Annotated in this window: 24 protein-coding genes; 18 read left to right on the forward strand and 6 right to left on the reverse strand. The window is 59.8% G+C overall.

Annotated elements, in window-relative coordinates; translation table 11 throughout:
* The first annotated feature begins 128 nt into the window (after positions 1-128).
* Positions 129-671, forward strand: a complete 543-nt coding sequence (gene orn, locus MLD04_RS02360; protein ID WP_248154407.1) for an oligoribonuclease — start codon at positions 129-131, stop codon at positions 669-671.
* Here the strand turns inward: orn and queG are convergent.
* Positions 661-1,746, reverse strand: a complete 1,086-nt coding sequence (queG, locus tag MLD04_RS02365) for a tRNA epoxyqueuosine(34) reductase QueG (RefSeq protein WP_248154409.1) — start codon at positions 1,744-1,746, stop codon at positions 661-663. The two genes, orn and queG, sit on opposite strands and share 11 nt — an antisense overlap.
* A gap of 145 nt (positions 1,747-1,891) precedes the next feature.
* On the opposite strand from queG, the gene MLD04_RS02370 reads away from it, so the two are divergent.
* The 11 genes from MLD04_RS02370 to MLD04_RS02420 all read left to right on the forward strand — a co-directional run bounded on the left by MLD04_RS02370 (position 1,892) and on the right by MLD04_RS02420 (position 14,824).
* The gene (locus MLD04_RS02370; protein ID WP_248154411.1) at positions 1,892-3,448 is read left to right on the forward strand and encodes an NAD(P)H-hydrate dehydratase; all 1,557 of its coding nucleotides are present in this window, start codon (positions 1,892-1,894) and stop codon (positions 3,446-3,448) included.
* Positions 3,448-3,945 carry a tRNA (adenosine(37)-N6)-threonylcarbamoyltransferase complex ATPase subunit type 1 TsaE gene (tsaE, locus tag MLD04_RS02375; RefSeq protein ID WP_248154413.1) on the forward strand — a complete coding sequence of 166 codons (498 nt, stop codon included), beginning with the start codon at positions 3,448-3,450 and terminating at the stop codon, positions 3,943-3,945. The genes MLD04_RS02370 and tsaE overlap by 1 nt, the downstream gene beginning before the upstream one ends.
* Positions 3,946-3,981: 36 nt before the next feature.
* A complete protein-coding gene (locus tag MLD04_RS02380) occupies positions 3,982-5,337 on the forward strand; it encodes an N-acetylmuramoyl-L-alanine amidase (RefSeq protein WP_248154415.1) in 1,356 nt (451 codons plus the stop codon).
* A 20-nt stretch (positions 5,338-5,357) separates the two neighbouring features.
* A complete protein-coding gene (gene mutL / locus MLD04_RS02385; protein WP_248154417.1) occupies positions 5,358-7,253 on the forward strand; it encodes a DNA mismatch repair endonuclease MutL in 1,896 nt (631 codons plus the stop codon).
* 9 nt (positions 7,254-7,262) lie between these two features.
* The gene (gene miaA / locus MLD04_RS02390) at positions 7,263-8,303 is read left to right on the forward strand and encodes a tRNA (adenosine(37)-N6)-dimethylallyltransferase MiaA (RefSeq protein ID WP_248154419.1); all 1,041 of its coding nucleotides are present in this window, start codon (positions 7,263-7,265) and stop codon (positions 8,301-8,303) included.
* A 33-nt stretch (positions 8,304-8,336) separates the two neighbouring features.
* Positions 8,337-8,588, forward strand: coding sequence for an RNA chaperone Hfq (gene hfq / locus MLD04_RS02395; RefSeq protein WP_008938998.1), 252 nt, complete (start codon positions 8,337-8,339; stop codon positions 8,586-8,588).
* Between the two features lie 116 nt (positions 8,589-8,704).
* The gene (gene hflX, locus MLD04_RS02400) at positions 8,705-10,003 is read left to right on the forward strand and encodes a ribosome rescue GTPase HflX (RefSeq protein ID WP_248154421.1); all 1,299 of its coding nucleotides are present in this window, start codon (positions 8,705-8,707) and stop codon (positions 10,001-10,003) included.
* Between the two features lie 77 nt (positions 10,004-10,080).
* Positions 10,081-11,274 (forward strand): FtsH protease activity modulator HflK, encoded by a 1,194-nt coding sequence (gene hflK / locus MLD04_RS02405; protein ID WP_248154423.1) that lies wholly within the window; start codon positions 10,081-10,083, stop codon positions 11,272-11,274.
* 3 nt (positions 11,275-11,277) lie between these two features.
* A complete protein-coding gene (hflC, locus tag MLD04_RS02410; RefSeq protein ID WP_248154425.1) occupies positions 11,278-12,156 on the forward strand; it encodes a protease modulator HflC in 879 nt (292 codons plus the stop codon).
* 176 nt (positions 12,157-12,332) lie between these two features.
* A complete protein-coding gene (locus tag MLD04_RS02415) occupies positions 12,333-13,514 on the forward strand; it encodes an ATP phosphoribosyltransferase regulatory subunit (protein WP_248154427.1) in 1,182 nt (393 codons plus the stop codon).
* Positions 13,515-13,528: 14 nt separating this feature from the next.
* Positions 13,529-14,824 (forward strand): adenylosuccinate synthase, encoded by a 1,296-nt coding sequence (locus MLD04_RS02420; protein WP_248154429.1) that lies wholly within the window; start codon positions 13,529-13,531, stop codon positions 14,822-14,824.
* Between the two features lie 47 nt (positions 14,825-14,871).
* On the opposite strand, the gene cmoB is transcribed toward MLD04_RS02420, so the two are convergent.
* The 4 genes from cmoB to MLD04_RS02440 are packed head-to-tail and all read right to left on the reverse strand — an operon-like array spanning position 14,872 to position 18,016.
* Positions 14,872-15,864 (reverse strand): tRNA 5-methoxyuridine(34)/uridine 5-oxyacetic acid(34) synthase CmoB, encoded by a 993-nt coding sequence (cmoB, locus tag MLD04_RS02425; RefSeq protein WP_248154431.1) that lies wholly within the window; start codon positions 15,862-15,864, stop codon positions 14,872-14,874.
* Positions 15,865-15,879: 15 nt separating this feature from the next.
* Positions 15,880-16,635, reverse strand: coding sequence for a carboxy-S-adenosyl-L-methionine synthase CmoA (gene cmoA / locus MLD04_RS02430; RefSeq protein WP_248154433.1), 756 nt, complete (start codon positions 16,633-16,635; stop codon positions 15,880-15,882).
* Positions 16,628-16,987 carry a PA3694 family proteiin gene (locus MLD04_RS02435; protein ID WP_248154435.1) on the reverse strand — a complete coding sequence of 120 codons (360 nt, stop codon included), beginning with the start codon at positions 16,985-16,987 and terminating at the stop codon, positions 16,628-16,630. The genes cmoA and MLD04_RS02435 overlap by 8 nt, the downstream gene beginning before the upstream one ends.
* Before the next feature lie 27 nt (positions 16,988-17,014).
* Positions 17,015-18,016 (reverse strand): serine/threonine protein kinase, encoded by a 1,002-nt coding sequence (locus MLD04_RS02440; RefSeq protein WP_248154437.1) that lies wholly within the window; start codon positions 18,014-18,016, stop codon positions 17,015-17,017.
* A gap of 148 nt (positions 18,017-18,164) precedes the next feature.
* Between MLD04_RS02440 and MLD04_RS02445 the strand changes: the two genes are divergently transcribed.
* Positions 18,165-19,271, forward strand: coding sequence for an NAD(P)/FAD-dependent oxidoreductase (locus MLD04_RS02445; protein ID WP_248154439.1), 1,107 nt, complete (start codon positions 18,165-18,167; stop codon positions 19,269-19,271).
* On the opposite strand, the gene MLD04_RS02450 is transcribed toward MLD04_RS02445, so the two are convergent.
* Entirely contained in the window at positions 19,268-20,020 is a 753-nt protein-coding gene (locus MLD04_RS02450; RefSeq protein ID WP_465262281.1) for a ComFC family protein, read from the reverse strand. The genes MLD04_RS02445 and MLD04_RS02450 overlap by 4 nt on opposite strands.
* Before the next feature lie 49 nt (positions 20,021-20,069).
* Between MLD04_RS02450 and bioB the strand changes: the two genes are divergently transcribed.
* From bioB to MLD04_RS02475, 5 genes are all read left to right on the forward strand, one after another.
* On the forward strand, positions 20,070-21,128 hold the full coding sequence (gene bioB / locus MLD04_RS02455; RefSeq protein WP_248154443.1) for a biotin synthase BioB: 1,059 nt from the start codon (positions 20,070-20,072) through the stop codon (positions 21,126-21,128).
* 175 nt (positions 21,129-21,303) lie between these two features.
* Positions 21,304-22,482, forward strand: coding sequence for an 8-amino-7-oxononanoate synthase (bioF, locus tag MLD04_RS02460; RefSeq protein ID WP_248154445.1), 1,179 nt, complete (start codon positions 21,304-21,306; stop codon positions 22,480-22,482).
* A gap of 54 nt (positions 22,483-22,536) precedes the next feature.
* Positions 22,537-23,229 (forward strand): dethiobiotin synthase, encoded by a 693-nt coding sequence (gene bioD / locus MLD04_RS02465; protein WP_248154447.1) that lies wholly within the window; start codon positions 22,537-22,539, stop codon positions 23,227-23,229.
* A 50-nt stretch (positions 23,230-23,279) separates the two neighbouring features.
* Complete coding sequence (locus tag MLD04_RS02470; RefSeq protein ID WP_248154449.1) at positions 23,280-23,525, forward strand: flagellar basal body rod C-terminal domain-containing protein; 246 nt, start codon at positions 23,280-23,282, stop codon at positions 23,523-23,525.
* A gap of 181 nt (positions 23,526-23,706) precedes the next feature.
* The gene (locus MLD04_RS02475; RefSeq protein ID WP_248154450.1) at positions 23,707-24,264 is read left to right on the forward strand and encodes a putative metalloprotease CJM1_0395 family protein; all 558 of its coding nucleotides are present in this window, start codon (positions 23,707-23,709) and stop codon (positions 24,262-24,264) included.
* Positions 24,265-24,310 lie beyond the last annotated feature (46 nt).

A 24,310-nucleotide genomic window follows, 5' to 3' on the forward strand; every position in this document is an offset into this window, starting at 1 on the left:
GTCCGTGCCATCATACTGGAATCAATGGTGGGCCGCTTTACTATGTTGAGGGTTGGCGCGACCATAGTGTCCAATTTCGGGCTTGAGGTCGCCTCAAGCCGTCACCCAGACCAGAAGGTTAGGAAAAGATGTCTGAAGGCAATCGCCTCGTATGGATCGACCTGGAAATGACCGGCCTGGATCCGGAAAAAGAGCGGATCATCGAAATGGCCACGATCATTACTGACGCTGAATTGAACATTATCGCCGAAGGCCCCGTCATCGCCGTCCATCAGCCGGACAGTCTGCTGGATGCCATGGACGAGTGGTGCACCAGAACCCACGGTGCCAGCGGCCTGACCCAACGGGTCAAGGAAAGTACCATCGACGAGGCCGAAGCGGAGCAGCAGACGCTGGCGTTCCTGAACAAACACCTGGGTGCGGGCGAGTCCCCCTTATGCGGTAACAGCATCGGCCAGGACCGCCGCTTCCTGGTGAAATACATGCCGGAACTCGAATCCTTCTTCCATTACCGGAACCTGGACGTTTCTACCATCAAGGAACTGGCCCGTCGCTGGCGCCCCGACGTGTTGGATGGGGTCAAGAAAAAAGGCAGCCATCTTGCCCTTGATGACATCCGTGATTCCATCAATGAGTTGCGCCACTACCGGGAAAATTTCTTCAAAGTGTAATGCCGTGGCGGGCGAGCGCCCACTGGACATGCTCCCTGACCAGATCAGAAGGGTGGTCGGCCCGCTGTTTGAGCGCCTCGATCACCGGGATGGTTGAGGGAGCATTGCCAAGGCCAACTGCAAGATTCCGTAGCCAGCCCTCATAGCCCGTCCGACGGATCGCGGAACCTTCCGTGCGGTTCAGGAACTCGGTCTCGGACCAGAGAAACAGCTCAGCCAATGACGTATTGTCCAGGCCGTGCCTTGGCTGGAAGTCCTGCTCATCGGTGGGTTTGCTGAACTTGTTCCAGGGGCAGACCAGCTGGCAATCGTCACACCCGAAGACCCGATTGCCCATGAGTGGGCGCAGCTCTTCCGGGATAGAGCCCTTCAGCTCGATGGTCAGGTAGCTGATGCAGCGGCGGGCATCGAGTAAGTGGGGGCCCACAAACGCGTCTGTCGGGCAGACCTCCAGGCACGCCGAACAGCTGCCGCAGTGATCGCTCTCGAAGGGCGGGTCCACTGGCAGCGGGGCGCTGGTGAAAATCTCCCCGAGGAAGAAGAACGAACCGGCTTTCGGGTGAATCAGCATGTTGTTCTTGCCTATCCAGCCCAGGCCGGCCCGTTGCGCCAGTGCCCGTTCAAGAACCGGCGCACTGTCGACAAAGGCGCGATGGTCATAGCCGGCGACAGCGTCGTCGATCCATTTGGCCAGGGTCGCGAGCCGCTTGCGCATCAGCTTGTGGTAATCCCGACCAAGGGCATAGCGCGTGACATAGGCGGTCTCACGGTTAGTGAGTACTTGTTTCGGGCTGTCGGGAAGTGGCAGGTAGTCCATGCGGACCGAAATGACCCGGGCCGTCCCCGGTACCAATGCTGTGGGCGTGTAGCGCTTGTTGCCGTGGTGGCCCATGTATTCCATCTCACCCTGATAACCGCTTGCCAGCCAGCTTTTCAGGTATCGGGCATGCTCTCCGGTGTCGGGAAGGGTAATGCCTGCATCCGCAAAGCCGAGCTCCCTGGCCCACTGACGAATGGTGCCGGGCAGGTCGGCCAGTGGTGGGGTTGGCGGTTGTTCTGGCGTCAGGTCATTCATGGGGCAATGCACGGGGGGTGGGCGAGAAAATCATCCAATGGATCTTTAATCTGATTAAGTTATGACCTTTTTCGCTGTTTTGCTATGCTTTACAGAGATCTGGCCAATTTTCTTAAACCGGTTTCTGTAACGGGAGCTCTGGCTCATGCCGCCACAATCTCCGCATAGTCTACCAGACGACCTCTACTCCGCCGATGCCGTTCGGCAGATCGACCGGTTTGTGATCGATGAGCTGGGCGTTGACGGTTTCGAGCTGATGCAGGGCGCGGCCCGCGCTGCCTTCCGTCGTTTGATGGGCCGGTGGCCGGACATCAGTCCGTTGCTGGTTCTTTGTGGTGCCGGCAACAATGGTGGCGATGGCTATCTGGTGGCAGCCAATGCCCATCGTCATGGGCTGGAGGTGCACTGTATTGCAGTGGCACCTACCGAGAAACTGGCGGGAGACGCCCGCAAGGCCTGGCAAAAGGCGTTGTCCGATGGTGTGGTGGTCCGGGAACTTGATGACCTTGATGAGTCCGAGTTGGGGAGGTTGTTCGAACAGGCCCGGCTGATCGTCGATGCCATGCTCGGAACAGGCGTATCCGGCGCGCCTCGGGGTGTGTTTGCCGACTTGATCCGGCGAACCAATGATGTCCCGGTACCAGTGCTGGCCGTGGATTTACCCTCCGGACTGAATGCAACCACAGGGGCTGCGGCAGGCGACGTGGTCCGGGCAGACCTGACGGTAACGTTTATTGGTCTCAAGGCCGGGCTGTTTACCGGACAGGGAGCCGCCGTATGTGGTGAGATCTTGTTTGATGCGCTCGGAACCGCGGACGCTCTCGGGGGCAGCGGTCAAACGCCCCTGGCCTGCCTGCGCTTTCTCGACCGGATCGGTTCCTGGTTGCCTGCGCGGCCGGCCAACGCTCACAAAGGGCGGTTTGGCCATGTGCTGGTGATTGCCGGTGAACGCGGATTTGGCGGAGCCGGATTGATGGCGGCTGAGGCTGCGTCCAGGTCCGGGGCCGGCCTGGTTACCCTGGCCACTCGACCAGAACACGTGTCGGCGGCACTGGCCCGGTGCCCCTCGGTCATGGCTCACGGGATTATTCACGGCTCCGAGCTTGGTCCCATGCTGGAAGCTGCGTCGGTGGTGGTGTGTGGTCCGGGCATCGGTACCGGATCCTGGGGGCAGCAGATGCTTCAGCAGGTGCTGGCGTCCGAGAAGCCCAGGGTGCTGGATGCCGACGCGCTGAATCTGATGGCCGCGCGGGTCGCTGTCCTGTCCGATCGGCAGATTCTGACGCCGCATCCGGGCGAAGCCGCACGGCTGTTGGGCTGCTCGGTTGCCGAGGTGGAGAACGATCGGGTCTCGGCGGCAAGAAAGCTCCAGAGCACCTTTGGTGGAACCGTCTTGCTGAAAGGCGCAGGTACGGTGATAGCCCGGGGCGGAGAAACGGTGGATATTGTCGGCGGTGGCAACCCGGGAATGGCGACCGGCGGCATGGGGGATGTTCTGGCAGGTGTTATTGGCGCACTGGCCGGACAGCTGGACGATATGTCCAGAGCCGCCACACTCGGGGCTTGTGCTCATCTGGAGGCGGCGAACCTGGCTTCCCGGGACAAAGGATACATGGGGATGATACCGGCGGACGTGATTGATGCCCTGCCGGCAGTCTTCCGCCCGATTGAGTTTCCTGTACCCGGTTTGCAGGAGGATTGATGACCATTTACGGGAATGAGCGACGCCTGTTTCTGGACGGCGAAGCAGAGACGGAACAACTTGGCCGCGAACTGGCGCGACGGGCTGTTGAATCGGAATGCGGCCTGGTGGTTTTTCTAGAGGGCGATCTGGGAATGGGCAAGACGACCCTGAGCCGCGGCGTAATGCACGGCCTGGGCCATGAAGGGGCGGTCAAAAGTCCGACCTATACCCTGGTAGAGCCGTACGAGCATCTCAAGCCGAGAGCCTATCATTTTGATCTTTATCGGCTCGGAGATCCGGAAGAGCTGGAATACATGGGGATCCGGGATTATTTCTCGGACGAGAATCTGTGCCTGGTCGAGTGGCCGGAGCGGGGGCAGGGTGTTTTGCCCGAGCCCGACCTGGAAATCCATCTCGAGCGGGAAGGTGAGGGGCGTTCTGTTGTCCTCCGCGCGCGGTCGGCTCGCGGGGCTCACCTGATGAATGAACTGGAATTGATCGGGCCGCATCATTGACGGTCGGGTATGTCTCAAGTCTGCAGGTATAGCGGTATGGACTGGAAGAATCGTGGTATTTTGAGGGCCCTTGTGTTTATCGCCGGTAGTTTGCTGGTGCTGAATGCCTGGGCGGGCGATCGTATAAAGGATGCGCGTATCTGGCCTGCCCCCGATCACACTCGCCTGGTGCTGGATCTGACCGGACCGGTGGAACACAACGTCTTTGCCCTGAGCGGACCTGACCGTCTGGTCATCGATTTGAAGAACGCGTCTCTGAAGACGAATCTGGACGCTCTGGACCTCTCCGGAAGTCCGATCCGCCAGATTCGGAGTGCGCCGAGACACGGTCACGATCTCAGGGTCGTCCTGGATCTGAAAAGCGCCGTCAAACCACGTAGTTTCCAGTTGGAGCCCAACCAGCAGTATGGCCACAGGCTGGTTGTGGACCTCATTGACGAGAACGGTACACGGATCGAGAAAGCCACACAGCCAACGGTCACCCAGGATGCCACCGGCAAGCGCGATGTGGTTGTGGTGGTGGATCCCGGCCACGGCGGGGAGGACCCCGGCGCGAGTGGTCCGCACGGTACCAAGGAAAAGGATATCGTTCTGAAGCTGGCGAAGAAGGTCGCTGCGATCATTAATCAGAAACCTGGTTATACCGCCAAGCTCACGCGTACCGGAGACTACTATGTCGGGCTTCGGAACCGCACGGTGCTGGCGCGGAAGTACAACGCCGACCTGTTTGTATCGATTCATGCCGATGCCTTCCGTACGCCGCAGCCGAGGGGTGCCTCGGTGTTTGCCCTGTCGCAGCGAGGTGCCACCAGTGAGACAGCGCGATGGCTGGCGCAATCGGAAAACCGCTCGGATCTGATTGGCGGCACCGGAGGCGTTTCGCTTGATGGCAAGGACGATATGCTGGCGGGAGTGCTACTGGACCTTTCAATGACGGCGAGTATCAATGCCAGCCTCGGCGTCGGCGGTTCCGTACTCAGCAATCTGGACGATGTGGCAAAACTGCATAAATCCCGGGTAGAGCAGGCCGCGTTCGTGGTGCTCAAATCCCCGGACATCCCATCAATTCTGGTCGAGTCCGGCTTTATCTCCAATCCGCGGGAGGAAAAGAACCTGTCGACGGAGTGGTACCGTAACCGGATTGCCAACGCGGTTGTCAGCGGTATCGATGAATATTTCCGGAAAACGCCCCCGCCGGGGACGCTTCTCGCCTGGAAGAAAAAGCATGGCGACGTCAGTGACGGGATCAGTCAGTACCGCATCCAGCGGGGCGATACACTGTCGCAGGTGGCACGGGAAAACGAGGTTTCCGTCAACGAGTTGATGCGCTTTAACGGCTTGAGTGATGACCGTGTTATGGTAGGGCAAACCATTCGTATTCCTGCATCCTGATCAAGAGGTTTTCCCGAAACATGCCCCACATTCATTTGCTCTCGCCGCGGCTGGCAAACCAGATCGCCGCCGGCGAGGTGGTGGAGCGTCCCGCATCGGTCGTCAAAGAGTTGGTTGAAAATGCGCTGGACGCCGGCGCTGCGCGGGTCGATGTGGAAATCGAACAGGGCGGTGCCAAGCTGATTCGCGTCCGGGACAGCGGGTGCGGGATTGGTGAGGACGACCTTCCGCTGGCTCTGAGCCGACACGCAACCAGCAAGATTACCAGCCTTGAGGATCTCGAGTCCGTGGCGTCGCTGGGGTTCCGTGGCGAGGCCCTGGCCAGTATCAGTTCGGTTTCCCGGCTGACCCTGACCTCCCGGACCGAGTTTCAGGAGGCCGCCTCCCGGGTGGAAGTCGAGGGGCGGGAGATGGACGCTCGCATTTCTCCGGCGGCGCACCCGGTCGGGACTACCGTGGAGGTTCGTGATCTCTTCTTCAACACGCCTGCACGGCGAAAATTTCTGCGCACTGAAAAGACCGAATTCAATCATGTTGAGGAGTGTGTCCGTCGCCAGGCGCTGAGTCGCTTCGACGCAGGATTCACCCTCCGCCACAACCAGCGAGTGGTTCAGAGCCTGAGGCCGGCGGAATCCTCGCTGGACCGGGAGCGGCGGATCGGCGCGCTGTGTGGTCAGCAGTTTATCGACAACGCTGTGGTGATCGATGCCGAAGCAACCGGTCTTCGGCTCTGGGGCTGGGTGGCGCTGCCGACGTTTTCCCGGAGCCAGGCCGACCTGCAGTATTTCTTTGTAAATGGCCGTGTGATCCGGGACAAGCTCGTCGCTCACGCAGTCCGGCAGGCCTATCGGGATGTGCTCTACAACAACCGCCATCCCGCGTTCGTGCTGTATCTGGAAGTCGACCCGGCGACCGTGGACGTCAATGTCCATCCCACGAAACACGAAGTGCGTTTCCGGGATGGCCGTCTGGTACACGACTTTATTTTTCGAACCCTGCACCGGGCCTTGGCGGATGTCCGGCCCGATGATCATCTGCGCGGGGCGGTTGCCCAGTCTGTCGGTCGCGAAACTGCGGCTCAGGGGGCCCTGGTGGATTCAATGGCCGGCGCCGGGGCCGAGGTTGGTGGCGCGATGTCAGGGGCGCCAAGCGGGTACTCCGGCGCCGGTGGCAACTGGAACCCGAATCCGCCAAGGCAGGAATGGCAGGCCAGTGACCAGATGGCGTTTTACCAGTCGCTCAATGGCGGTGGTGGCGTTACCGAGCAGCCAGCGCGCCCGGTTTCAAACCTGCCGGAAACCGCGCCAACGCCGCCGGCGGATGCCGGTGACGAACCCCCACTCGGATACGCCATTGCCCAGCTCCACGGTATCTACATCCTGGCCCAGAGTCGCGCCGGGATGGTGGTGGTCGATATGCACGCCGCCCATGAACGGATTACCTATGAACGAATGAAGCGGGCGCTGGCGGAGCAGGATCTCAAGAGTCAGCCTCTGCTGGTGCCGGTATCGCTTGCGGTCAGCCAGAAAGAGGCGGCGCTCGCGGAGATCCACGGTGAGGAACTGCATCAGCTGGGGCTGCAGATTGAGCGGATCGGACCGGAAACCCTGGCGGTGCGCCAGGTTCCCGCACTGCTGCGTGGCGCCGATACCGAGCAGCTTGTCCGGGATGTGCTGGCTGACCTTATCGAGCACGGTCAGAGCGACCGTGTCGAAGCGGTCACCCATGAGCTGTTGGGCACCATGGCGTGCCATGGTTCGGTTCGGGCCAACCGACAGTTGACCATACCGGAAATGAACTCGCTGTTGCGGGATATGGAGGCAACCGAGCGGAGCGGGCAGTGCAATCACGGCCGGCCGACCTGGACACTGGTCACGTTGAGCGAACTGGACAAGCTTTTCCTGCGGGGGCGATAGGTCGAGCGGATGACAGAACAGAATGCCCCGGAGCAACGCCCGCCTGCCATCTTCCTGATGGGACCCACTGCCTCCGGCAAGACGGACCTGGCTTTGGCCCTTTGTGAGCACCTGCCCTGCGAGATTATCAGCGTGGATTCGGCACTGATTTACCGGGGCATGGATATTGGTACGGCCAAGCCCTCTGCCGAGGAGCTGGCCCGGGCACCGCATCGTCTGATCGATATCTGCGATCCGGCGGAGACGTACTCGGCTGCGGATTTTCGGCGTGATGCATTGGCGGAAATGGCGAGCATCACCAAACAGGGGCGGATTCCTCTCCTGGTGGGCGGGACCATGATGTATTTCAAGGCTCTGATGCATGGCATGTCTGGCTTGCCTTCAGCCAATGCGGAACTTCGGGCCGGGATTGAGCGGGAAGCCAATGAACAGGGCTGGCAGGCGCTCCACGAAGAGCTTGAACGGATCGATCCGGTTGCGGCCCGTATGATCCATCCCAATAACCGGCAGCGTCTGATGAGGGCAGTAGAAGTCATTCGCCTGACCGGGAAACCCATTTCATCGTTCTGGCAGGCGGGGCCGGACGTTAATGCCCCTGATCCGGCGGGAGGCGTCGAGGATTACACCTATTTCACGCGTTGGCAGGCAGACGAAGGCGATGTGCTACCGTATACTGTAACGCAGCTTGCGGTGGCTCCCCGGGCGCGTGCGGACCTCCATGAGCGGATCGAACGCCGTTTCCGGCTGATGCTGGAGGCGGGTTTTCTGGACGAGGTTCGGGGTCTCAAGGCCCGGGGCGACCTTCATTCGGAAATGCCCTCGATGCGCTGCGTCGGGTACCGACAAGCCTGGGCGTATTTGTCAGGCGTGACGAATTATGAAGCATTTGTAAATTCCGGTGTGGCGGCAACGCGACAGTTGGCGAAGCGTCAGCTCACCTGGTTGCGCAAATGGTCCGATGTCCATTGGCTGGACAGTGACGATAAACTTATGGTCGCGACAGCCTTGAAAAAAATCGGACAACGCACCACATTAAAATCTGAAAAATGACGATCTGCAATTACTCAAAACAGGAGAATACACATGTCAAAAGGGCACTCGTTACAAGACCCTTACCTGAATGCCTTGCGCAAGGAACGCATCCCGGTTTCCATCTTTCTGGTCAATGGCATCAAGCTCCAGGGCCAGATTGAATCTTTCGACCAGTTCGTGATTCTGCTGAAAAATACTGTCAGCCAGATGGTCTACAAGCACGCAATTTCTACAGTGGTGCCTGCTCGTAACGTTCGCGTTCCGCCGCAGAACCCGGCAGGTGAAGGTGAGTCCGAGGACTGATCTGTCCGGTAAAGCAGGTTTTGCCACCCGCGTTTCCGAGAGCCGTAATCGGTTCGAGGAGCGCGGGTGTTTCTTTTTTGGCCTTTGAGCTTTTGTGATCCTGGAGTTGTTACCCTTTGTTTGAGCGTCCCGATGTTGGTGAAAGGGCGGTGCTGGTCCACATCGAATTTACCGCCCACGATGATGTGGAAGATCCCGATGAGTTTCGTGAGCTGGTCACGTCGGCCGGTGTAGAGCCGGTTGTCGTGGTTACCGGTTCCCGGAAGCAGCCGAGCCCTCGCCTGTTTGTTGGTGAGGGCAAGCTTGAAGAAATTCGGGATGCGATCGCGGCCTACGAGGCGGACGTGGTTCTGTTCAATCACGCGTTGAGCCCGAGCCAGGAACGCAACATCGAGCGGGAACTCAAGTGCCGTGTCCTGGACCGGACCGGGGTGATCCTGGACATTTTTGCCCAGAGGGCACGAACGCACGAAGGGAAACTCCAGGTCGAACTGGCCCAGCTGGAGCACATGTCGACCCGGCTGGTTCGGGGCTGGACGCACCTTGAGCGTCAGAAGGGTGGTATCGGTCTCCGCGGGCCCGGCGAGACCCAGCTGGAAACCGACCGCCGTCTGCTCCGGGAGCGGATCAAGTCGATCCACAAGCGCCTTGAGAAGGTTCGTCGTCAGCGTAACCAGGGGCGTCGGGCGCGTCATCGGGCGGATATTCCTACCGTGTCGCTGGTGGGTTACACGAACGCCGGCAAATCAACGCTGTTCAACCGACTGACCACCTCGACGGTCTATGCCGCTAACCAGTTGTTCGCCACACTGGATCCCACTCTCCGTCGTCTTGAACTTCCTGACATCGGGCCGGTCGTATTGGCGGACACGGTCGGCTTCATCCGGCATTTGCCCCACAAACTGGTCGAAGCATTCCGGGCCACTCTGGAAGAAACGACGGAAGCGAGTCTGTTGCTGCACGTTATCGATTGTCATGACCACCGTCGGGATGACAACATCGATCAGGTTGAGGGCGTGCTGGCAGAGATCGGTGCGGACGAAATCCCCGTATTACAGGTGTTCAACAAAATCGATCTTCTGGACGGTTTTGTGCCCCGCATTGACCGGAACGAAGAAGGGATTCCGGTGAGGGTTTGGGTTTCAGCGGTGACCGGCGATGGGATCGACATCCTGTTCGATGCGGTCGTTGAGCGGCTGGCGGAAGACGTTGTCCACTATTTTGTGCTGCTCGGGCCGACCGACGGGAAACTCCGGGCGCTGCTGCATGAAGCCGGATCGGTACTGAGTGAAGACCACCGTGACACCGGCGAGAGCGTGGTGGAGGTGAGATTGCAAAACCGCGACTGGCTCCAGTTGCTGAGCCGGGCGGGAATGAAGGAGCATGAGGTCCGGCTTGATGAGAGCCGGGCTTGAGCTGGCAGCTATTGCCGGGGCGTTGATAAATCCCTAGTATTTGCAGCCATTCGACATGATAAGGAACGGAGAGCACTATGGCCTGGAATGAACCGGGTGGAAACCGTAATGACAACGATCCCTGGGGAACCGGGGGCGGTCGTCGCGGCAATGATCAGGGACCGCCAGACCTCGACGAGGCGCTGAAAAAAGGCCTCGACAAGCTGAATCGCATGCTGGGCGGTAAAGGCGGCAAGTCCGGCGGCGGGAATACCGGTGGTAGCGCGGGTGGCTACGGTGCCATTCTGGCAATCGCAGTCATTCTCGTTGTTGGCTACGTGATCTATCAGTCTTTCTATACCGTTGACGAGCAGGAGCGTGCTGTCGTTCTTCGTTTCGGTGAGTATTCCAGAACCGAGGATCCCGGTCTTCGTTTCAAGGTGCCTCTCATTGATGACGTCTACAAGGTGCGGGTCACCAGTGTGCGCACCGCAGAGTCCCAGGGTCAGATGCTGACCCAGGATGAGAACCTCGTTTCCGTGGACCTTCAGGTCCAGTACCGGGTGAGTAACGCCCGGGACTACGTGTTGAACGTACGTGATTCCAATCAGGCGCTGGCATTCGCCACCGATAGTGCCCTGCGTCACGAGGTGGGCAACGCCACCATGGATGCCGTGCTGACCGAAGGGCGTGCGGAACTGGCGATCAACGTGGAACAGCGCCTGCAGGCGTTTCTCCAGGAGTATGGTGCCGGACTTCAGATCATTCGGGTGAACGTTGAAAGCACACAGCCGCCTGCTGCGGTTCAGGACGCGTTCCGTGAAGTCCAGCGGGCCCGGGAGGACGAGCAGCGTCTCGTTGAAGAGGCCGAGACCTACCGGAACAAGATTGTGCCGGAAGCTCGGGGTCAGGCCCAGCGGTTGGTCGAGGAAGCAAACGCCTATAAATCCCGGGTGACCGAGTCCGCCAAGGGTGAGACGGCGCGTTATCTGGATTTGCTGGAAGCCTACTCGCAGGCGCCGGGCGTTACCCGTGAGCGCATGTACCTGCAGGCGATGGAGAACGTCATGTCCAATACCAGCAAGGTGTTGGTCGACACCAAGTCTTCCAGCAACATGATGTATCTGCCCCTGGATCAGATGATGAAGGGCCGGTCGGGTTCTTCCAGCCAGAGCAGTAGCTCGGGTGGTTCCGGTAACGCATCTGGCCAGGTCGACATCCAGTCGGTGACAGACCAGGTGCTGCGCGAACTGCGCAATCGTCAAAGTGCCAATTCCAGGACGGGGAGATAATCAATGGGTCCGAAAAGTATTATCGGTCTTGCTGGGGCCTTGATCGTTGTTCTGGTGGTCACCTCCAGTGTTTACATCATTCCTGAAACTCACCGGGGCGTGCTGTTGCGCTTTGGTGAACTGATTGAGACCAACGTCGGTCCGGGCATTCATTTCAAGGTGCCGGTGATCGACCAGGTGCGGCAATTCGATGTTCGGGTACTGACCATGGATCTGCCGTCCCGGCAGTATCTGACAGTGGAAAAGAAGCCGCTTGATGTCGATTCTTACATCGCCTGGCAAATCAGCGATGTCGATACCTTCTACCGGGCGACCGGCGGTAATGAGTTCAGCGCACAGTCGTTGCTGTCCTCCCGCATCGACAACGGCCTGCGTAACGAGTTCGGCGTTCGTACGATGCATGAAGTGGTCACCGGCCAGCGGGACGAGCTGATGCATACGCTACGTGACCAGGTGAACGAAACGTCGATTTCGGAATTCGGCATTCGGGTGCTTGATATCCGCGTCAAGGCAATCGAGCTGCCCAAGCAGGTGAGTCAGAACGTTTACCGCAGGATGTCTACGGAACGGGAAAAACTGGCCCAGGAATTCCGCTCCCGCGGTAAGGAAGCGGCCGAGGGCATCCGGGCTGATGCGGATCGCCAGAAGACCGTCATCCTGGCTGAAGCCTTCGCCAAGTCCGAGAAAACCCGGGGTGAAGGTGACGGTACGGCGGCCAAGATTTACGCCGATGCCTACAGCAAGGATCCGGATTTCTATAGCTTTTACCGGAGTCTGTCAGCCTATCAGAAGGCGTTTGCAAACAAGGATGACGTGATGGTCATCGATTCTGACAGCGACTTCCTGAAGTTCCTGAAGAGCCCCAGGGGCGCCTCCAACTGAGGGTGCCCTGTTTAGAGAACCGGAATGCTGCGGTATTCCGGTTTTTTTGTGCCTGACAACCGTGTAGAATTCGGTCGGTTTTGTTTCGGGTTTTTCCGGACGCCGACTACGTCACAAATCCTGAGCGTCCGTGCAGGCCAACCGGTCGTCGCGGACACCACAGCCAACGGAATCTCATGACAGTATCTGATCGCTGGTTACTGCCGGACGGGGTAGAGGACATTCTGCCGCCGCTGGCCGGACGGATCGAATCGCTTCGACGGGATGTAATGGATACGTGCCAGCGCTGGGGCTACCAGCTGGTGATCCCGCCGCTCATTGAATACCTGGAGTCATTGTTTACCGGTACCGGTCATGACCTGGAGCTGCAGACCTTCAAACTGACGGATCAGCTCACGGGGCGCATGATGGGAGTCCGTGCGGACATGACCCCCCAGGCTGCCCGTATCGACGCCCATACCCTGGGCGAGGAAGGGATTACCCGACTTTGCTATGCCGGGCATGTGCTGCATACCCGCCCCCGCCACATGCTGACCGGCCGTACGCCCATTCAGGCAGGCTGTGAACTGTTTGGTAGTGCCTCCGAATCTGCGGACATGGAAGTGATCAGCCTCATGCTGGAGACATTGCGAGTCGCGGGGCTGCCTCGTATCCACCTGGATCTGGCCCACGTCGCCATTTACGAGAGCCTGGTTGGCGAGGCCGAGTTCGACCGTGATACCGAAGCCGCGATTTTTGATGCGATGGCCCGTAAGTCCGTGCCCGAGCTCGATGAGTTGCTGGGTGAATGTCCGGAGGGCTCGGCTGGCAGCCGATTGCGTCGGCTGGCCCGGGTCAGCGGTGGCCCGGAAGCGCTGGACGAGGCGCGTCAGGTTCTCAGCGGTGCCTCCGAAGCACTCGACAGTGCCCTGGATCAATTGGAGCGTGTGTCCCGGATGCTCGCCCGTGATTTTCCTGAGATCAGTTTCGGGTTCGATTTCTGTGAGCTCCGGGGATACAACTACCATACCGGCCTGGTGTTTGCCGCCTATGTGCCTGGCCATGGGGATTCGGTGGCCAAGGGTGGCCGATACGATGCGATCGGAAGCGATTTTGGCCGCGCGCGTCCTGCAACCGGTTTCAGCCTGGACATTCGAGCGCTGGTCTCCCTGGGGGAGCGTGTGGTCCAGAGGCAGGGAGCGATATGGGCCCCAGCCGACCAGGATCCTGCCCTGGAAGGCGTCATATCGGGACTGCGGCTGACCGAAGCAGTGGTCCGGGCATTGCCCGAGGATGAAGGTTGCAATCCGGCCACTCGAGGGTGTGACCGGCAATTGGTTAAAAAAGATGGCCAGTGGGTCGTCGAATCTCTGGACTGAATCGAGAGCGAATCATGGGTAAGAATGTTGTTGTGCTGGGCACCCAATGGGGTGACGAAGGCAAAGGTAAGATCGTCGACCTGTTGACCGACAAAGTATCGGCTGTGGTTCGGTTTCAGGGTGGCCATAACGCCGGTCATACCCTGGTGATCGAGGGTAAGAAGACGGCTCTGCACCTTATTCCTTCCGGAATCCTTCGCCAGGATGTCCAGTGCCTGATCGGGAACGGGGTTGTGCTCTCTCCGGAAGCGCTGTTGAGAGAGGTTCGGGAGCTCGAGAGCAATGGCGTCGCAGTGAGAGAGCGCCTGAAAATCAGTCTCGCCTGTCCGATCATTCTTCGTACCCACGTACGAATCGACCAGGCTCGCGAGCGGGCCCGCGGTAACGACAAGATCGGTACCACTGGTCGTGGCATTGGTCCGGCCTATGAAGACAAGGTCTCCCGGCGCGGCGTTCGTCTGGGTGATCTCTGCAATCCCGCCGACTTTGAAGAAAAGCTGCGGGAAATCATGGCCTACCACAACTTCGTCCTGACTGAATACTACAAGGAAGAGGCCGAAGACATCGACGCGGCTCTGGAAGAGTTGCACCAGATGGGTGAGGAAATCCTGCCCATGTCCGCGGACGTGACCGACATTATTCACGACCTCCGCAAGCGTGGTGAAAATATCCTGTTTGAGGGTGCCCAGGGCTCACTGCTGGATATCGATCTTGGAACCTACCCGTACGTGACGTCATCCAACACCACGGCTGGTGGCACCGCAACCGGTTCCGGATTTGGCCCGCTGTTCCTGGACTATGTGCTGGGTATCACCAAGGCCTACACCACCCGGGTGGGTTCGGGTCCGTTTCCGACCGAATTGTTTGACGACATGGGTAAGCACCTTGCGGTTAAGGGTAACGAAGTTGGTACGACCACCGGCCGTTCACGTCGTTGTGGCTGGTTTGACGCTGTGGCGCTGCGCCACGCGATCCAGATCAACAGTGTCTCCGGCATCTGCCTGACCAAACTGGACGTGCTCGACGGTCTGGAAACCGTGAAGGTCTGCGTGGGATACAAGACTCCGAATGGCGAAATCTTCCGTCCGCCTATCGGTTGCGACAGCTACAAGGACATCGAGCCGGTATACGAGGAACTGCCGGGCTGGAGCGAGAGCACCGTTGGCCTCACCAGCATTGACCAGCTTCCGGAGAATGCCAAGGCTTATATCCGTTTCCTGGAGGAGCAGATCGAGGCGCCGATCGACATCATCTCTACCGGTCCGGACCGGATCGAGACGATTACACTGCGCCACCCGTTTGGTGGGTGATCGCTCGGTTGCTTTCAAAGACCCCGCAGTTGCGGGGTCTTTGCGTTTCAGGGCTTGGTCGCAATAACCGTTGCGCGTTTTGGCCCCGGATAGCCTTCAATGGTCCGGGAGGGGTCCTCCGGATCCAGGAAATCCTGAAGTGAGTTGAATCGCATCCAGTCTGTCGAGCGTTGCTCCTCGGTGGTGGTCACCGAGACATCCACCACCCGGGCATCCCGGAAACCGGTCCGTTGTAACCAGCGCAGCAGCGTATCGCAACTGGGCAGGAACCAGACGTTACGCATCTGGCCATAACGATCCTCTGGCATCAGGCTGTAGCCCTCGGGGCCGTCCACGACCAGAGTTTCCAGCACCAGTTCCCCGCCGCGGCGCAACGTGCCTTTCAATTCCAGGAGGTGGTCCAGTGGTGAGCGGCGATGATAGAGCACGCCCATTGAAAACGTGGTATCGAACGCTTCCAGTCCAGTCGGAAGGTCTTCCATCCGCACCGGCAGGAGATCCACAGGCACGTCGCCAAGATAGTTTTTAACGGCCAGGAACTGGAACAGGAACAGCAGGCCCGGATCAATGCCGATGACCCGTCGGGCGCCGGCACCGTACATACGCCAGCAGTGATAGCCCGAGCCACAGCCCACATCCAGAATCTGTCGACCGTTCAGGTCCGAGAGGTGGGGCGCGACCCGATCCCATTTCCAGTCCGATCGCCATTCGGTATCGATGTCGATGCCGAAGAACCGGAAAGGACCTTTGCGCCAGGGCATGAGCCCCCTGAGTCCTCGTTCAATTTGCTCGCGGATCGAAGCAGATAGGGGACTCGGCGCCTCCAGAGTAACTGCGGAGGTGTTGAGGCCGGCGTTCGCCGGGCCCAGGGCGGGGAGCGATGCCAGTGCGTCCTGCCAGCGTCCCAGGTCGCCGTGGGGATGATCATCAAACTTGTGCCGGAACTGCTCCCTGAGCAGCTCTGCCCAGTCCTGAAGGCCGTCCTTGTCGAGGGCGTTCAGTACAGGATTGAAAGTGGACTGCCAGTCAAATCGGGTCATGGTAAGGGTCGGATGTCAGTCGGCCTTGATGGCCAGCATGGATACAAAATTGAAGCATTGGTACCAAAGCACCACCCGCTCGAATCCTGCACTCAGCAGTCGCTCCCGATGGGCGGCCAGGGTCTCGGGAATCAGTACCTGCTCGATGGCCGTCCGCTTCTGGCTGATTTCCAGATCCGAGTAGCCGTTGGCCCGTTTGAACTCGTGATGCAGGCGGGTTTGTATGTCCTGTTCGGCGTCGGACTCGAAGCGAATCTTCTCCGACAGGATCAGGACACCTCCGGGCCGGGTCGCTGACGCAATACGGGTCAGGAGATCGGTACGTTGTTCCGGCGGTACGAACTGGAGCGTGAAATTAAGCGTCGTTACCGAGGCGTTGCTCAGCTCGGTCGTGAGTATGTCCTCGCACCGAAGCGTCACCGGTACCGATGAATCGTCCAGCGCCACATAGTGCTCGCAACGTTCGATCATGGCATCCGAGTTGTCGACACCGAACAGGCGGCAGTCATCGTGCCGGATGCCATGGCGCATGGCCAGGGTCGAGGCGCCCAGGGAACAGCCCAGATCGTAGCAGTGGGAGTCCGGCTGGGCGTATTGCTCCGTGATCACTTCGATCATCGGAATGATCGTGGTGTAGCCGGGCACCGAGCGACGGATCATGTCCGGGAAGACCCGGGCGACGGACGCGTCGAACCGGAAGTCTTCCGGCTTGCGTTCGGTGGCAAACAGGCGGTCCGTGGTTTGCTCCGGCGTCTTCGGACCCTCACTCATTGGCGGGCTCCTGCTTCGGAACGGCGGGCGCGGTTGGCGATGGGCGGGTACAGCGTACGCCACGATTCTTGTAGTCCACCAGGATGCCGAGGAATGACGGATCCTCGTCGGCGGCGATGGCCAGGTAGCCATCTTCACAGGCGGCATGCAGTTCCGAGGCCTTTGGAGACATCCGGAAATCCTCTCCGGGCGCAACGTGGATGGCCTGGAAGTCGCCGACAGGCACATGATCCTTGTTGTCGGAATGATCAATCCGGCCGGCGACCTCGAGGGCCAGTATGGTGCCGATCACCGACACCAGGGCGGTCAGGATCAGGCTGCGGACGGTAAAGCGTGCTTCGGTCTGGCTCATGCCTACCTCAATGATGAATGGATGAAATCAGTATTGACCGGGAATGCTGATGGCCGAAGATTGCAGCGCCGCGATCTGTTCCCGGAGCGCCAGGATCTGATCGGACCAGAACCGGGCCTGGCCAAACCACGGAAAGAACCGGGGAAAGGCCGGGTCGTCCCAGCGTTTCGCCAGCCAGGCGCAGTGGGCGATTTGCCGGTAGCAGCGGAACGGCTCAATAAGGTGGCGTTCCCGCCGGTTGAAGTCGCGGAACATTTCATAACCTTCCAGAAGCTCTCCCAGTTGGGCGCCCCGTTCGTTGTCTTCCCCGTTGAGCAGCAGCCACATGTCCTGGATTGCAGGCCCGGAACGGCAATCGTCAAGATCAACGAACAGCATCTGTTCCTCCCGGCACAGGATGTTTCCGGCATGGCAATCGCCATGCAGACGAAGCGTGTCGACGGGGCCGGCCTCTTCAATGCGCGCAGCGCAGAGTTTGGTGAGCTCAGGAATCAGGCTGTCCCACGCCGGGCGAAGATCCCGGGGTACCCAGTCACCCTCGATCAGCAGTTGGTTATTGGCAGCCAGTCCCTGAAGCAGGGAAAAAGACGGCCGGTGCTCAAAAGTGTGTCGAGCGCCGATGTTGTGAAGTTGCCCGAGCCACTGGCCCAGTCGGTAAAGCGTGTCCGTTACGCTGGTGTCCGGTGCCTGTCCGCCTCGCTGCGGGAAGATCGCAAAGAGAAATCCTCCCTCCGATCCCAGCGTGTCCCCATTGGCCAGGGGCACCGGCGCAACGACCGGAATGCCCGCTTCCTGCAGTTCAAGACTGAACGCATGCTCCTCCCGGATTGCCGCTTCGGACCATCGGCCGGGCCGGTAGAACTTGGCTATGACAGAGGGTGCGTCCTCAACACCAATCTGGTACACCCGGTTCTCATAACTGTTCAGTGCGAACAGCCGGCCATTGACGGCGACCCCGGCGGCCTCGACGGCGTCAAGAATCAGGTCCGGCGTCAGTTGGTCGTAGGGATGGCTGGAAACATCGGGCATAGTGACTGCAAACCGCGGAAAATTTGGCCGATTATACCTGTTCAGGGGGTGGCCCGTAATGCTCGCGGATGAGGAATGTTGACGGTTCCAGGATCGGGATCAACAGGGTAAGTTGTCGAACAGGCGCGCAGGAGTATCGGATAACCCAATGGGAGAAGTACTGAAAACACAGACGGTTGTGATCGGTGCAGGCGTAGTTGGTCTGGCTGTTGGCCGCGCACTGGCGTTGGCCGGGCAGGATGTGATTGTGCTGGAGGCGGCCGACCGCTTCGGTTCGGGGATATCCTCACGCAACAGCGAGGTGATCCATGCGGGCATTTACTACCCGGAGGGGTCCCTGAAGGCGCGCCTTTGTATGGCCGGTCGTCGGGCTCTCTACGAGTATTGCCGGCGGCATCAGGTCGGATACCGCCAATGTGGCAAATGGATCGTCGCCACGTCGGCGGAACAGGCCGCTATGCTCGAAGATATTCAGCGAAAAGCGGCGTGCAACGGGGTGATGCTGACCGGGGTGGCGGGCCTCAATCTGGCCCGGCGGCTCCCGGGTATCCGGGCCGACGCGGCCCTGTGGTCGCCGGAAACGGGCATCGTGGATTCTCATGGCCTCATGCTGTCGCTGCTTGGGGACCTCGAGGACCATGGCGGACAACTGGCGTTGAATGCGCCGGTTCTCAGTGGGGTGTCCGATCCGACTGGTCATCGTCTGACCGTTGGAGGTGCGTCGTCCTGCGTTCTCCGTGCCGACCGGGTCGTTAATGCCGCAGGTCTGGGAGCACCCCGACTGGCCGGCCACTGGGATGGCTTACCAAACGCCTGGCAGCCCCGCCAATGGCTGGCGCGAGGTGTCTATTTTTCCTATTCGGGTCGGCACCCCTTCGACACTCTTATCTATCCCGTTCCGGAGCCGGGCGGTCTGGGTGTTCACCTGACCCTGGATCTGGCGGGCCAGGCCCGCTTTGGGCCGGATGTCGAATGGGTTTCGGAGGAACGTTATTTCGTGGATCCCCAGCGCGTTCATCGGTTCGAGGCGGGGATCCGGCGTTGGTGGCCGGATCTGGATGCATCCCGACTTCAACCGGCTTATGCGGGGATAAGGCCGAAACTGGGAGGGCCGGACGATGGCTTCCGGGATTTTCGCGTCGACGGCCCGAACGATCATGGCATTCCGGGTCTGGTGAACCTGTTCGGCATTGAATCCCCCGGCCTGACGTCTTGCCTGGCTCTGGCCGATGAGGTCCGGCAGCTGTTGAATTAGCCGTCGTACTGGCCCTGGGCGGGCGTTCGCGCCAGGGCCCAGATCTCGACGTGCCGCGCACCGGCTTCCAGGAGGTTTGCTGCCATCACTCTCGCCGTTGCGCCGGTCGTCACCACATCATCGACAATCGCAATGTCTGACGGCGGTTCATGGGAGACCTCGAACACATCCCGCAGATTATCCAGTCTCTGTGCCCGTGTCAGCGCTCTCTGGGGCGTTGTCCGCCGTGCCCGCCGGATAAGTCCGGCATGAATCGGGAGCGTCAGGTGTTTTGCGAGGCCCTCGGCAATGTCATCGGCATGGTTAAAGCCGCGTTGCCGGCGACGCCCGGGGTGCATGGGTGCCGGCACAAGGGCGAGGGTTTCCGGGGATGGTTCTTCTCTCAGGTCCTGTTCGAGAAAACGGGAAAAATCCTCTATGAGCGGGCGTCCGAATTTCCGGTCTCCCCGGTATTTGTAACGACCGATCATTCCATCGACCGGAAACCGGTATTGCCAGGGAATCCGGGCCCTGATAAACGGTGGTGGGTCGAGCAGGCATTCACCGCAAGAGCGCGGCATCGCTGATTCCGGCAGGGGAAGCCCGCAACGGCGGCAGCCAAAGCGGTTAACGGGAAGTTCAAGCCGGCATGGTGTGCACAGTCCATTGAATGCATTGGTATCCAGGCAGGCGACGCAACGCCCGGCTGTTGGTCTGCTGTTAACCTTTAGTCCTATCAAGGTTGACAGCGGTGGCAGTCCCTTTATCATCTGTTTATCCGTAAACCCAGAGACCGGGAAAGGTTAACAGGACTGAACTATGACCGCTACTGAACTGCGTCACGATTGGACCCTACAAGAGGCCCGGGCTCTTTTTGAGCTGCCGTTCAATGATCTTCTGTTCCGTGCCCAGACGGTGCACCGAGCCCATTTCGACCCTAATGAGGTGCAGGTGAGCACCTTGTTGTCGATCAAGACCGGTGCCTGCCCGGAGGACTGCAAGTACTGCCCCCAGAGCGGTCATTACAACACCGGCCTGGAAAAGGAAAAGCTTCTGGAGATCGAGAAGGTGGTGGCCGAGGCCCGGGCAGCCCGGGAGAAGGGCGCATCGCGCTTCTGCATGGGCGCCGCCTGGCGGAGTCCGGCCCGGAAGGATATGCCTTATGTGCTGGATATGATCCGACAGGTCAAGTCGCTGGGGCTTGAGACCTGTATGACCCTGGGGATGCTGGAAGAGAGCCAGGCCAGGGAGCTGGCGGACGCCGGGCTGGACTATTACAACCACAACCTCGATACCTCCGAGAAGTTCTACAACCACATCATTACCACCCGGACCTATCAGGATCGTCTGGACACACTGGACAACGTTCGAAAGGCGGGCATGAAAGTCTGCTGTGGCGGCATCATGGGCATGGGGGAAGAAGAGGATGACCGGGTTGGGCTTTTGGTCCAGCTGGCCAATCTGCCCCAGCACCCGGAAAGTGTTCCGGTGAATATGCTGGTCAAGGTGAAGGGGACACCCCTGGAGAATGTCGAGGATCTGGATCCGTTCGAGTTTATCCGAATCATTGCAGTGGCTCGCATCATGATGCCCGCTTCCCACGTTCGGCTTTCGGCCGGCCGCGAGCAGATGAACGAGCAGATGCAGGCGCTATGCTTCATGGCGGGAGCCAACTCCATATTTTATGGAGAGAAACTGCTGACCACCTCCAATCCGGAGGCGGATTCGGACATGCAGCTCTTCCGTAAGCTGGGAATCCGGCCGGAGCAGCGGGAGCAATGTGCGACCGAGGAGCAGGAGGAAGATGCGATTGTCGAGGCGGTAGAGCATGAGGCAACCCGCCACCTGTTTTACGACGCGACCCGGGAGTCGGCCTGATAGCGGGGCGACTTTGGAGCATGCTATCGGCAGGGAGGCCCTTCCAGGAACCGCTACGAGCACATCCATGTGCGCTTGAGTGAAGCCGTCCATGGCTTCACACATTCCTGGAAGGGCCTCCCTGCCGATAACCCGGGCCAAGTAGTCGTCTTCCGATCCAATATGGGCTTAAGTGATGCGTGATTTTGCACGAGAGATTGAAGAACGAAAGCAGGCCGGGTTGTATCGGACCAGGAGGCTGGTTTCTGGTCCCCAGCGACCCGAACTGACGGCTGATGGTAACCGGCTGCTGTCCTTCTGTAGCAACGATTACCTTGGTCTGGCCAATCATCCTGCCAACATTGAAGCCTTGCGAAATGCCCTCCCGGAAACCGGTCTGGGCGGCGCGGCATCTCACCTGATCTGTGGCCATCATGAGGCTCATCATGAATTGGAGCAGCGTCTGGCAGCCTTTACCCGTCGCAGTGCGGCGTTGTTTTTTTCCACGGGCTACATGGCGAATATGGGCGTGATTTCGGCGTTGGCCGGTCGTGGTGACACGATTTTCTCGGACAGCCTCAACCATGCGTCGATCATCGACGGTTGTATTCTCAGTCGTGCCCGGATTCAGCGTTATCCGCACGGTGATGTGAACGCCCTCGAATCCATGCTCCGTGAGACGTCGGGTCACAAGCTGGTGGTTACCGATGGCGTGTTCAGCATGGACGGCGATGTCGCACCGTTGCGGGAGTTGGCCCGTCTTTGTCGCGAGAACGATGCGTTGTTGGTGGTCGATGATGCACACGGTATTGGCGTGCTGGGTCCGGAGGGGCGGGGTAGTGTTCTCGATGCAGGGCTCACGGAGCAGGATGTGCCGGTTCTGATCGGTACCCTGGGTAAGGCTGTCGGTACCAGTGGCGCATTTGTGGCCGGTTCGGAACTGCTCATGGACTATCTGGTCCAGAAGGCCCGAACCTATATCTACACGACGGCCATGCCGCCGGCAGTGGCCAGGGCAACGATCAACAGTCTCGATGTGATTGAGCAGGGCGACCACCTGCGGTCACACCTGGATGAGTTGATTGCCCGTTTTCGTGCCGGCGCCAGTGAACTTGGTTTCGAATTGATGGCGTCGCACACGCCGATCCAGCCGTTGATGGTGGGTGACAATGAGTCTGCGCTTGGGCTCAGTCGGGCGCTTGAAGCGCGGGGCTTCCTGGTGACCGCCATACGTCCGCCAACGGTGCCGGCTGGAGAGGCCCGATTACGGGTGACGCTGAGTGCCGCACACACAATGGCGGACGTTGAAAAACTGTTGGTCGCGCTGTCGTACTGCCGGCCAACCCTGTCTGTTCCGGCAGCCGCGTCGGTATAATCACCTCTGCACTATCATCCACCGCAATCCTCCTGACGAAGGGACCATTCTTGCATGGCCAGGAAAACCTATTTTGTGACCGGAACCGACACCGGCGTTGGCAAGACCATGGTGTCTGCGGCCATTCTTGAGGCCGCAAAAGCCCTCGGTAAACGTACCGTTGCCATGAAGCCGATCGCCTCCGGCTGCGACCAGATGCCCGATGGTCTGCGGAATGAAGACGCCCTCATACTACAGCAGGCCATCACCGAAAAGCTCTCGTACGACCGGATCAATCCTATCGCCCTCCAGCCGGCAATTGCACCCCATGTTGCAGCCCAGCAGGCGGGGAAAGGACTGTCTGCCCAGCGTCTTGTCGGGTTTTGCCGTGGTCTGCAAATGCAGCCCGCCGATCTTATGTTGATTGAGGGGGCCGGTGGTTGGCGGGTGCCTCTGAACGATCGTGAAACCTATTCGGTAGTGCCCCGGGAGCTTGGCGTGCCGGTGATTCTGGTGGTGGCACTGAAGCTGGGTTGTATCAATCATGCACTGTTGACCGCAGAGGCGATAAGAGCGGATGGTCTTGCTATCGCAGGCTGGGTTGCGAACCGCCCCGAACAGGAACCGATGGCTTGCGAGCGGGAAACACTGGATTACCTGACAAATCATCTTGGTGCGCCCCGTCTGGGCGTGTTGCCCTGGCTCGACGAGCCGGCGCCGCCGGTTCTGGCGGAGTCTCTCACCGTGGCACCGCTGTTTGAAAATTGAACAGGTTTGTGGCTAAATAGAGCCAATAATCTGTCATTGGAGTGTCAGTGATGATCAACAACACGCTCGGAATCGGTGTTCAGGGCATTCAGGACGGGATGATCGGTATGGACAGTGCCGCCCGGAAGATTGCCCGTGGTGGCGTGGATGGTCCCCAGGGAACGGCCGACGGCGCGGGCGGCCTGGTCGAACCCATCATTGACATGAAGCTCTACCAGCGGAGCGTAGAGGCCTCGGCGCAAGTGGTTAAAACGGCCGACGAGACGCTGGGAACGCTGCTGGACATCATGGCCTGAAACCGGCGTCGTGAGCGCACTTTCCTCCCTTCCCCCAATGCTGCCGGCGGGTGGTGTCACCTATCCGACATCGCGGCCCGCCGGATCTGATAATTCTTCCGTATCACAACAACCTGCCGGTACTGACCAGGCGGGCTCCCAATCGTTTCCTGGTACTGAAGAGAAAGGTGGCAGGGAGTGCGTGCGCTCAGTCGAGGGGGCGCAGGCGTCCGGTCTGGACCAATCCGAACTCAAGCTGCTGTCCAGATTGAAGTCACGGGACCGCGAGGTTCGGGCGCATGAGGCAGCTCACCAGTCTGTTGGGGGCCAGTATGCCGGTTCGATGTCGTTCACCTATCAGAGAGGGCCGGATGGTGCCCAGTACGCTATAGGTGGCGAAGTGCCGGTCGATGTGTCCCCGGTAGAGGGAAATCCCCAGGCGACACTGGAGAAAATGCGGATCGTCCGCGCCGCGGCCCTCGCGCCTGCACAGCCATCCGGTCAGGATCGAGCCGTTGCAGCCCAGGCGATGCAAACCATGCTGGAGGCTCAATCAGAGCTTGCAACGCAGGGTTCGGGCAAAGCCGAACCAGGGAAGGGCGAGCCCGACTCTGCGCCGGAGACGTCGTCAGCTCCGGGCGCCGAGTCTGGTTCGGAATCCTCGCGCCGAGCCAGAAATGTGTATCAGGACGTGGCCGGACTGGGTGAGAACCCGAACGGATCCGGGGCGTCCTTGTTGCCACCCTCTCTCTACGCCTGACCTGCATCTTCCAACCTACAGATCGTTCCTCTATCAGCGCCTGGCC

The sequence above is a fragment of the Marinobacter koreensis genome (genome assembly GCF_023156285.1).
Taxonomy (GTDB): domain Bacteria; phylum Pseudomonadota; class Gammaproteobacteria; order Pseudomonadales; family Oleiphilaceae; genus Marinobacter; species Marinobacter koreensis.

Coding starts and splice junctions, on each gene's coding strand:
- orn (WP_248154407.1), top strand. CDS start 129: ATGTCTGAAGGCAATCGCCTCGTATGGATCGACCTGGAAATGACCGGC.
- queG (WP_248154409.1), bottom strand. CDS start 1,746: ATGAATGACCTGACGCCAGAACAACCGCCAACCCCACCACTGGCCGAC.
- MLD04_RS02370 (WP_248154411.1), top strand. CDS start 1,892: ATGCCGCCACAATCTCCGCATAGTCTACCAGACGACCTCTACTCCGCC.
- tsaE (WP_248154413.1), top strand. CDS start 3,448: ATGACCATTTACGGGAATGAGCGACGCCTGTTTCTGGACGGCGAAGCA.
- MLD04_RS02380 (WP_248154415.1), top strand. CDS start 3,982: ATGGACTGGAAGAATCGTGGTATTTTGAGGGCCCTTGTGTTTATCGCC.
- mutL (WP_248154417.1), top strand. CDS start 5,358: ATGCCCCACATTCATTTGCTCTCGCCGCGGCTGGCAAACCAGATCGCC.
- miaA (WP_248154419.1), top strand. CDS start 7,263: ATGACAGAACAGAATGCCCCGGAGCAACGCCCGCCTGCCATCTTCCTG.
- hfq (WP_008938998.1), top strand. CDS start 8,337: ATGTCAAAAGGGCACTCGTTACAAGACCCTTACCTGAATGCCTTGCGC.
- hflK (WP_248154423.1), top strand. CDS start 10,081: ATGGCCTGGAATGAACCGGGTGGAAACCGTAATGACAACGATCCCTGG.
- hflC (WP_248154425.1), top strand. CDS start 11,278: ATGGGTCCGAAAAGTATTATCGGTCTTGCTGGGGCCTTGATCGTTGTT.
- MLD04_RS02415 (WP_248154427.1), top strand. CDS start 12,333: ATGACAGTATCTGATCGCTGGTTACTGCCGGACGGGGTAGAGGACATT.
- MLD04_RS02420 (WP_248154429.1), top strand. CDS start 13,529: ATGGGTAAGAATGTTGTTGTGCTGGGCACCCAATGGGGTGACGAAGGC.
- cmoB (WP_248154431.1), bottom strand. CDS start 15,864: ATGACCCGATTTGACTGGCAGTCCACTTTCAATCCTGTACTGAACGCC.
- cmoA (WP_248154433.1), bottom strand. CDS start 16,635: ATGAGTGAGGGTCCGAAGACGCCGGAGCAAACCACGGACCGCCTGTTT.
- MLD04_RS02435 (WP_248154435.1), bottom strand. CDS start 16,987: ATGAGCCAGACCGAAGCACGCTTTACCGTCCGCAGCCTGATCCTGACC.
- MLD04_RS02440 (WP_248154437.1), bottom strand. CDS start 18,016: ATGCCCGATGTTTCCAGCCATCCCTACGACCAACTGACGCCGGACCTG.
- MLD04_RS02445 (WP_248154439.1), top strand. CDS start 18,165: ATGGGAGAAGTACTGAAAACACAGACGGTTGTGATCGGTGCAGGCGTA.
- MLD04_RS02450 (WP_465262281.1), bottom strand. CDS start 20,020: ATGATAAAGGGACTGCCACCGCTGTCAACCTTGATAGGACTAAAGGTT.
- bioB (WP_248154443.1), top strand. CDS start 20,070: ATGACCGCTACTGAACTGCGTCACGATTGGACCCTACAAGAGGCCCGG.
- bioF (WP_248154445.1), top strand. CDS start 21,304: ATGCGTGATTTTGCACGAGAGATTGAAGAACGAAAGCAGGCCGGGTTG.
- bioD (WP_248154447.1), top strand. CDS start 22,537: ATGGCCAGGAAAACCTATTTTGTGACCGGAACCGACACCGGCGTTGGC.
- MLD04_RS02470 (WP_248154449.1), top strand. CDS start 23,280: ATGATCAACAACACGCTCGGAATCGGTGTTCAGGGCATTCAGGACGGG.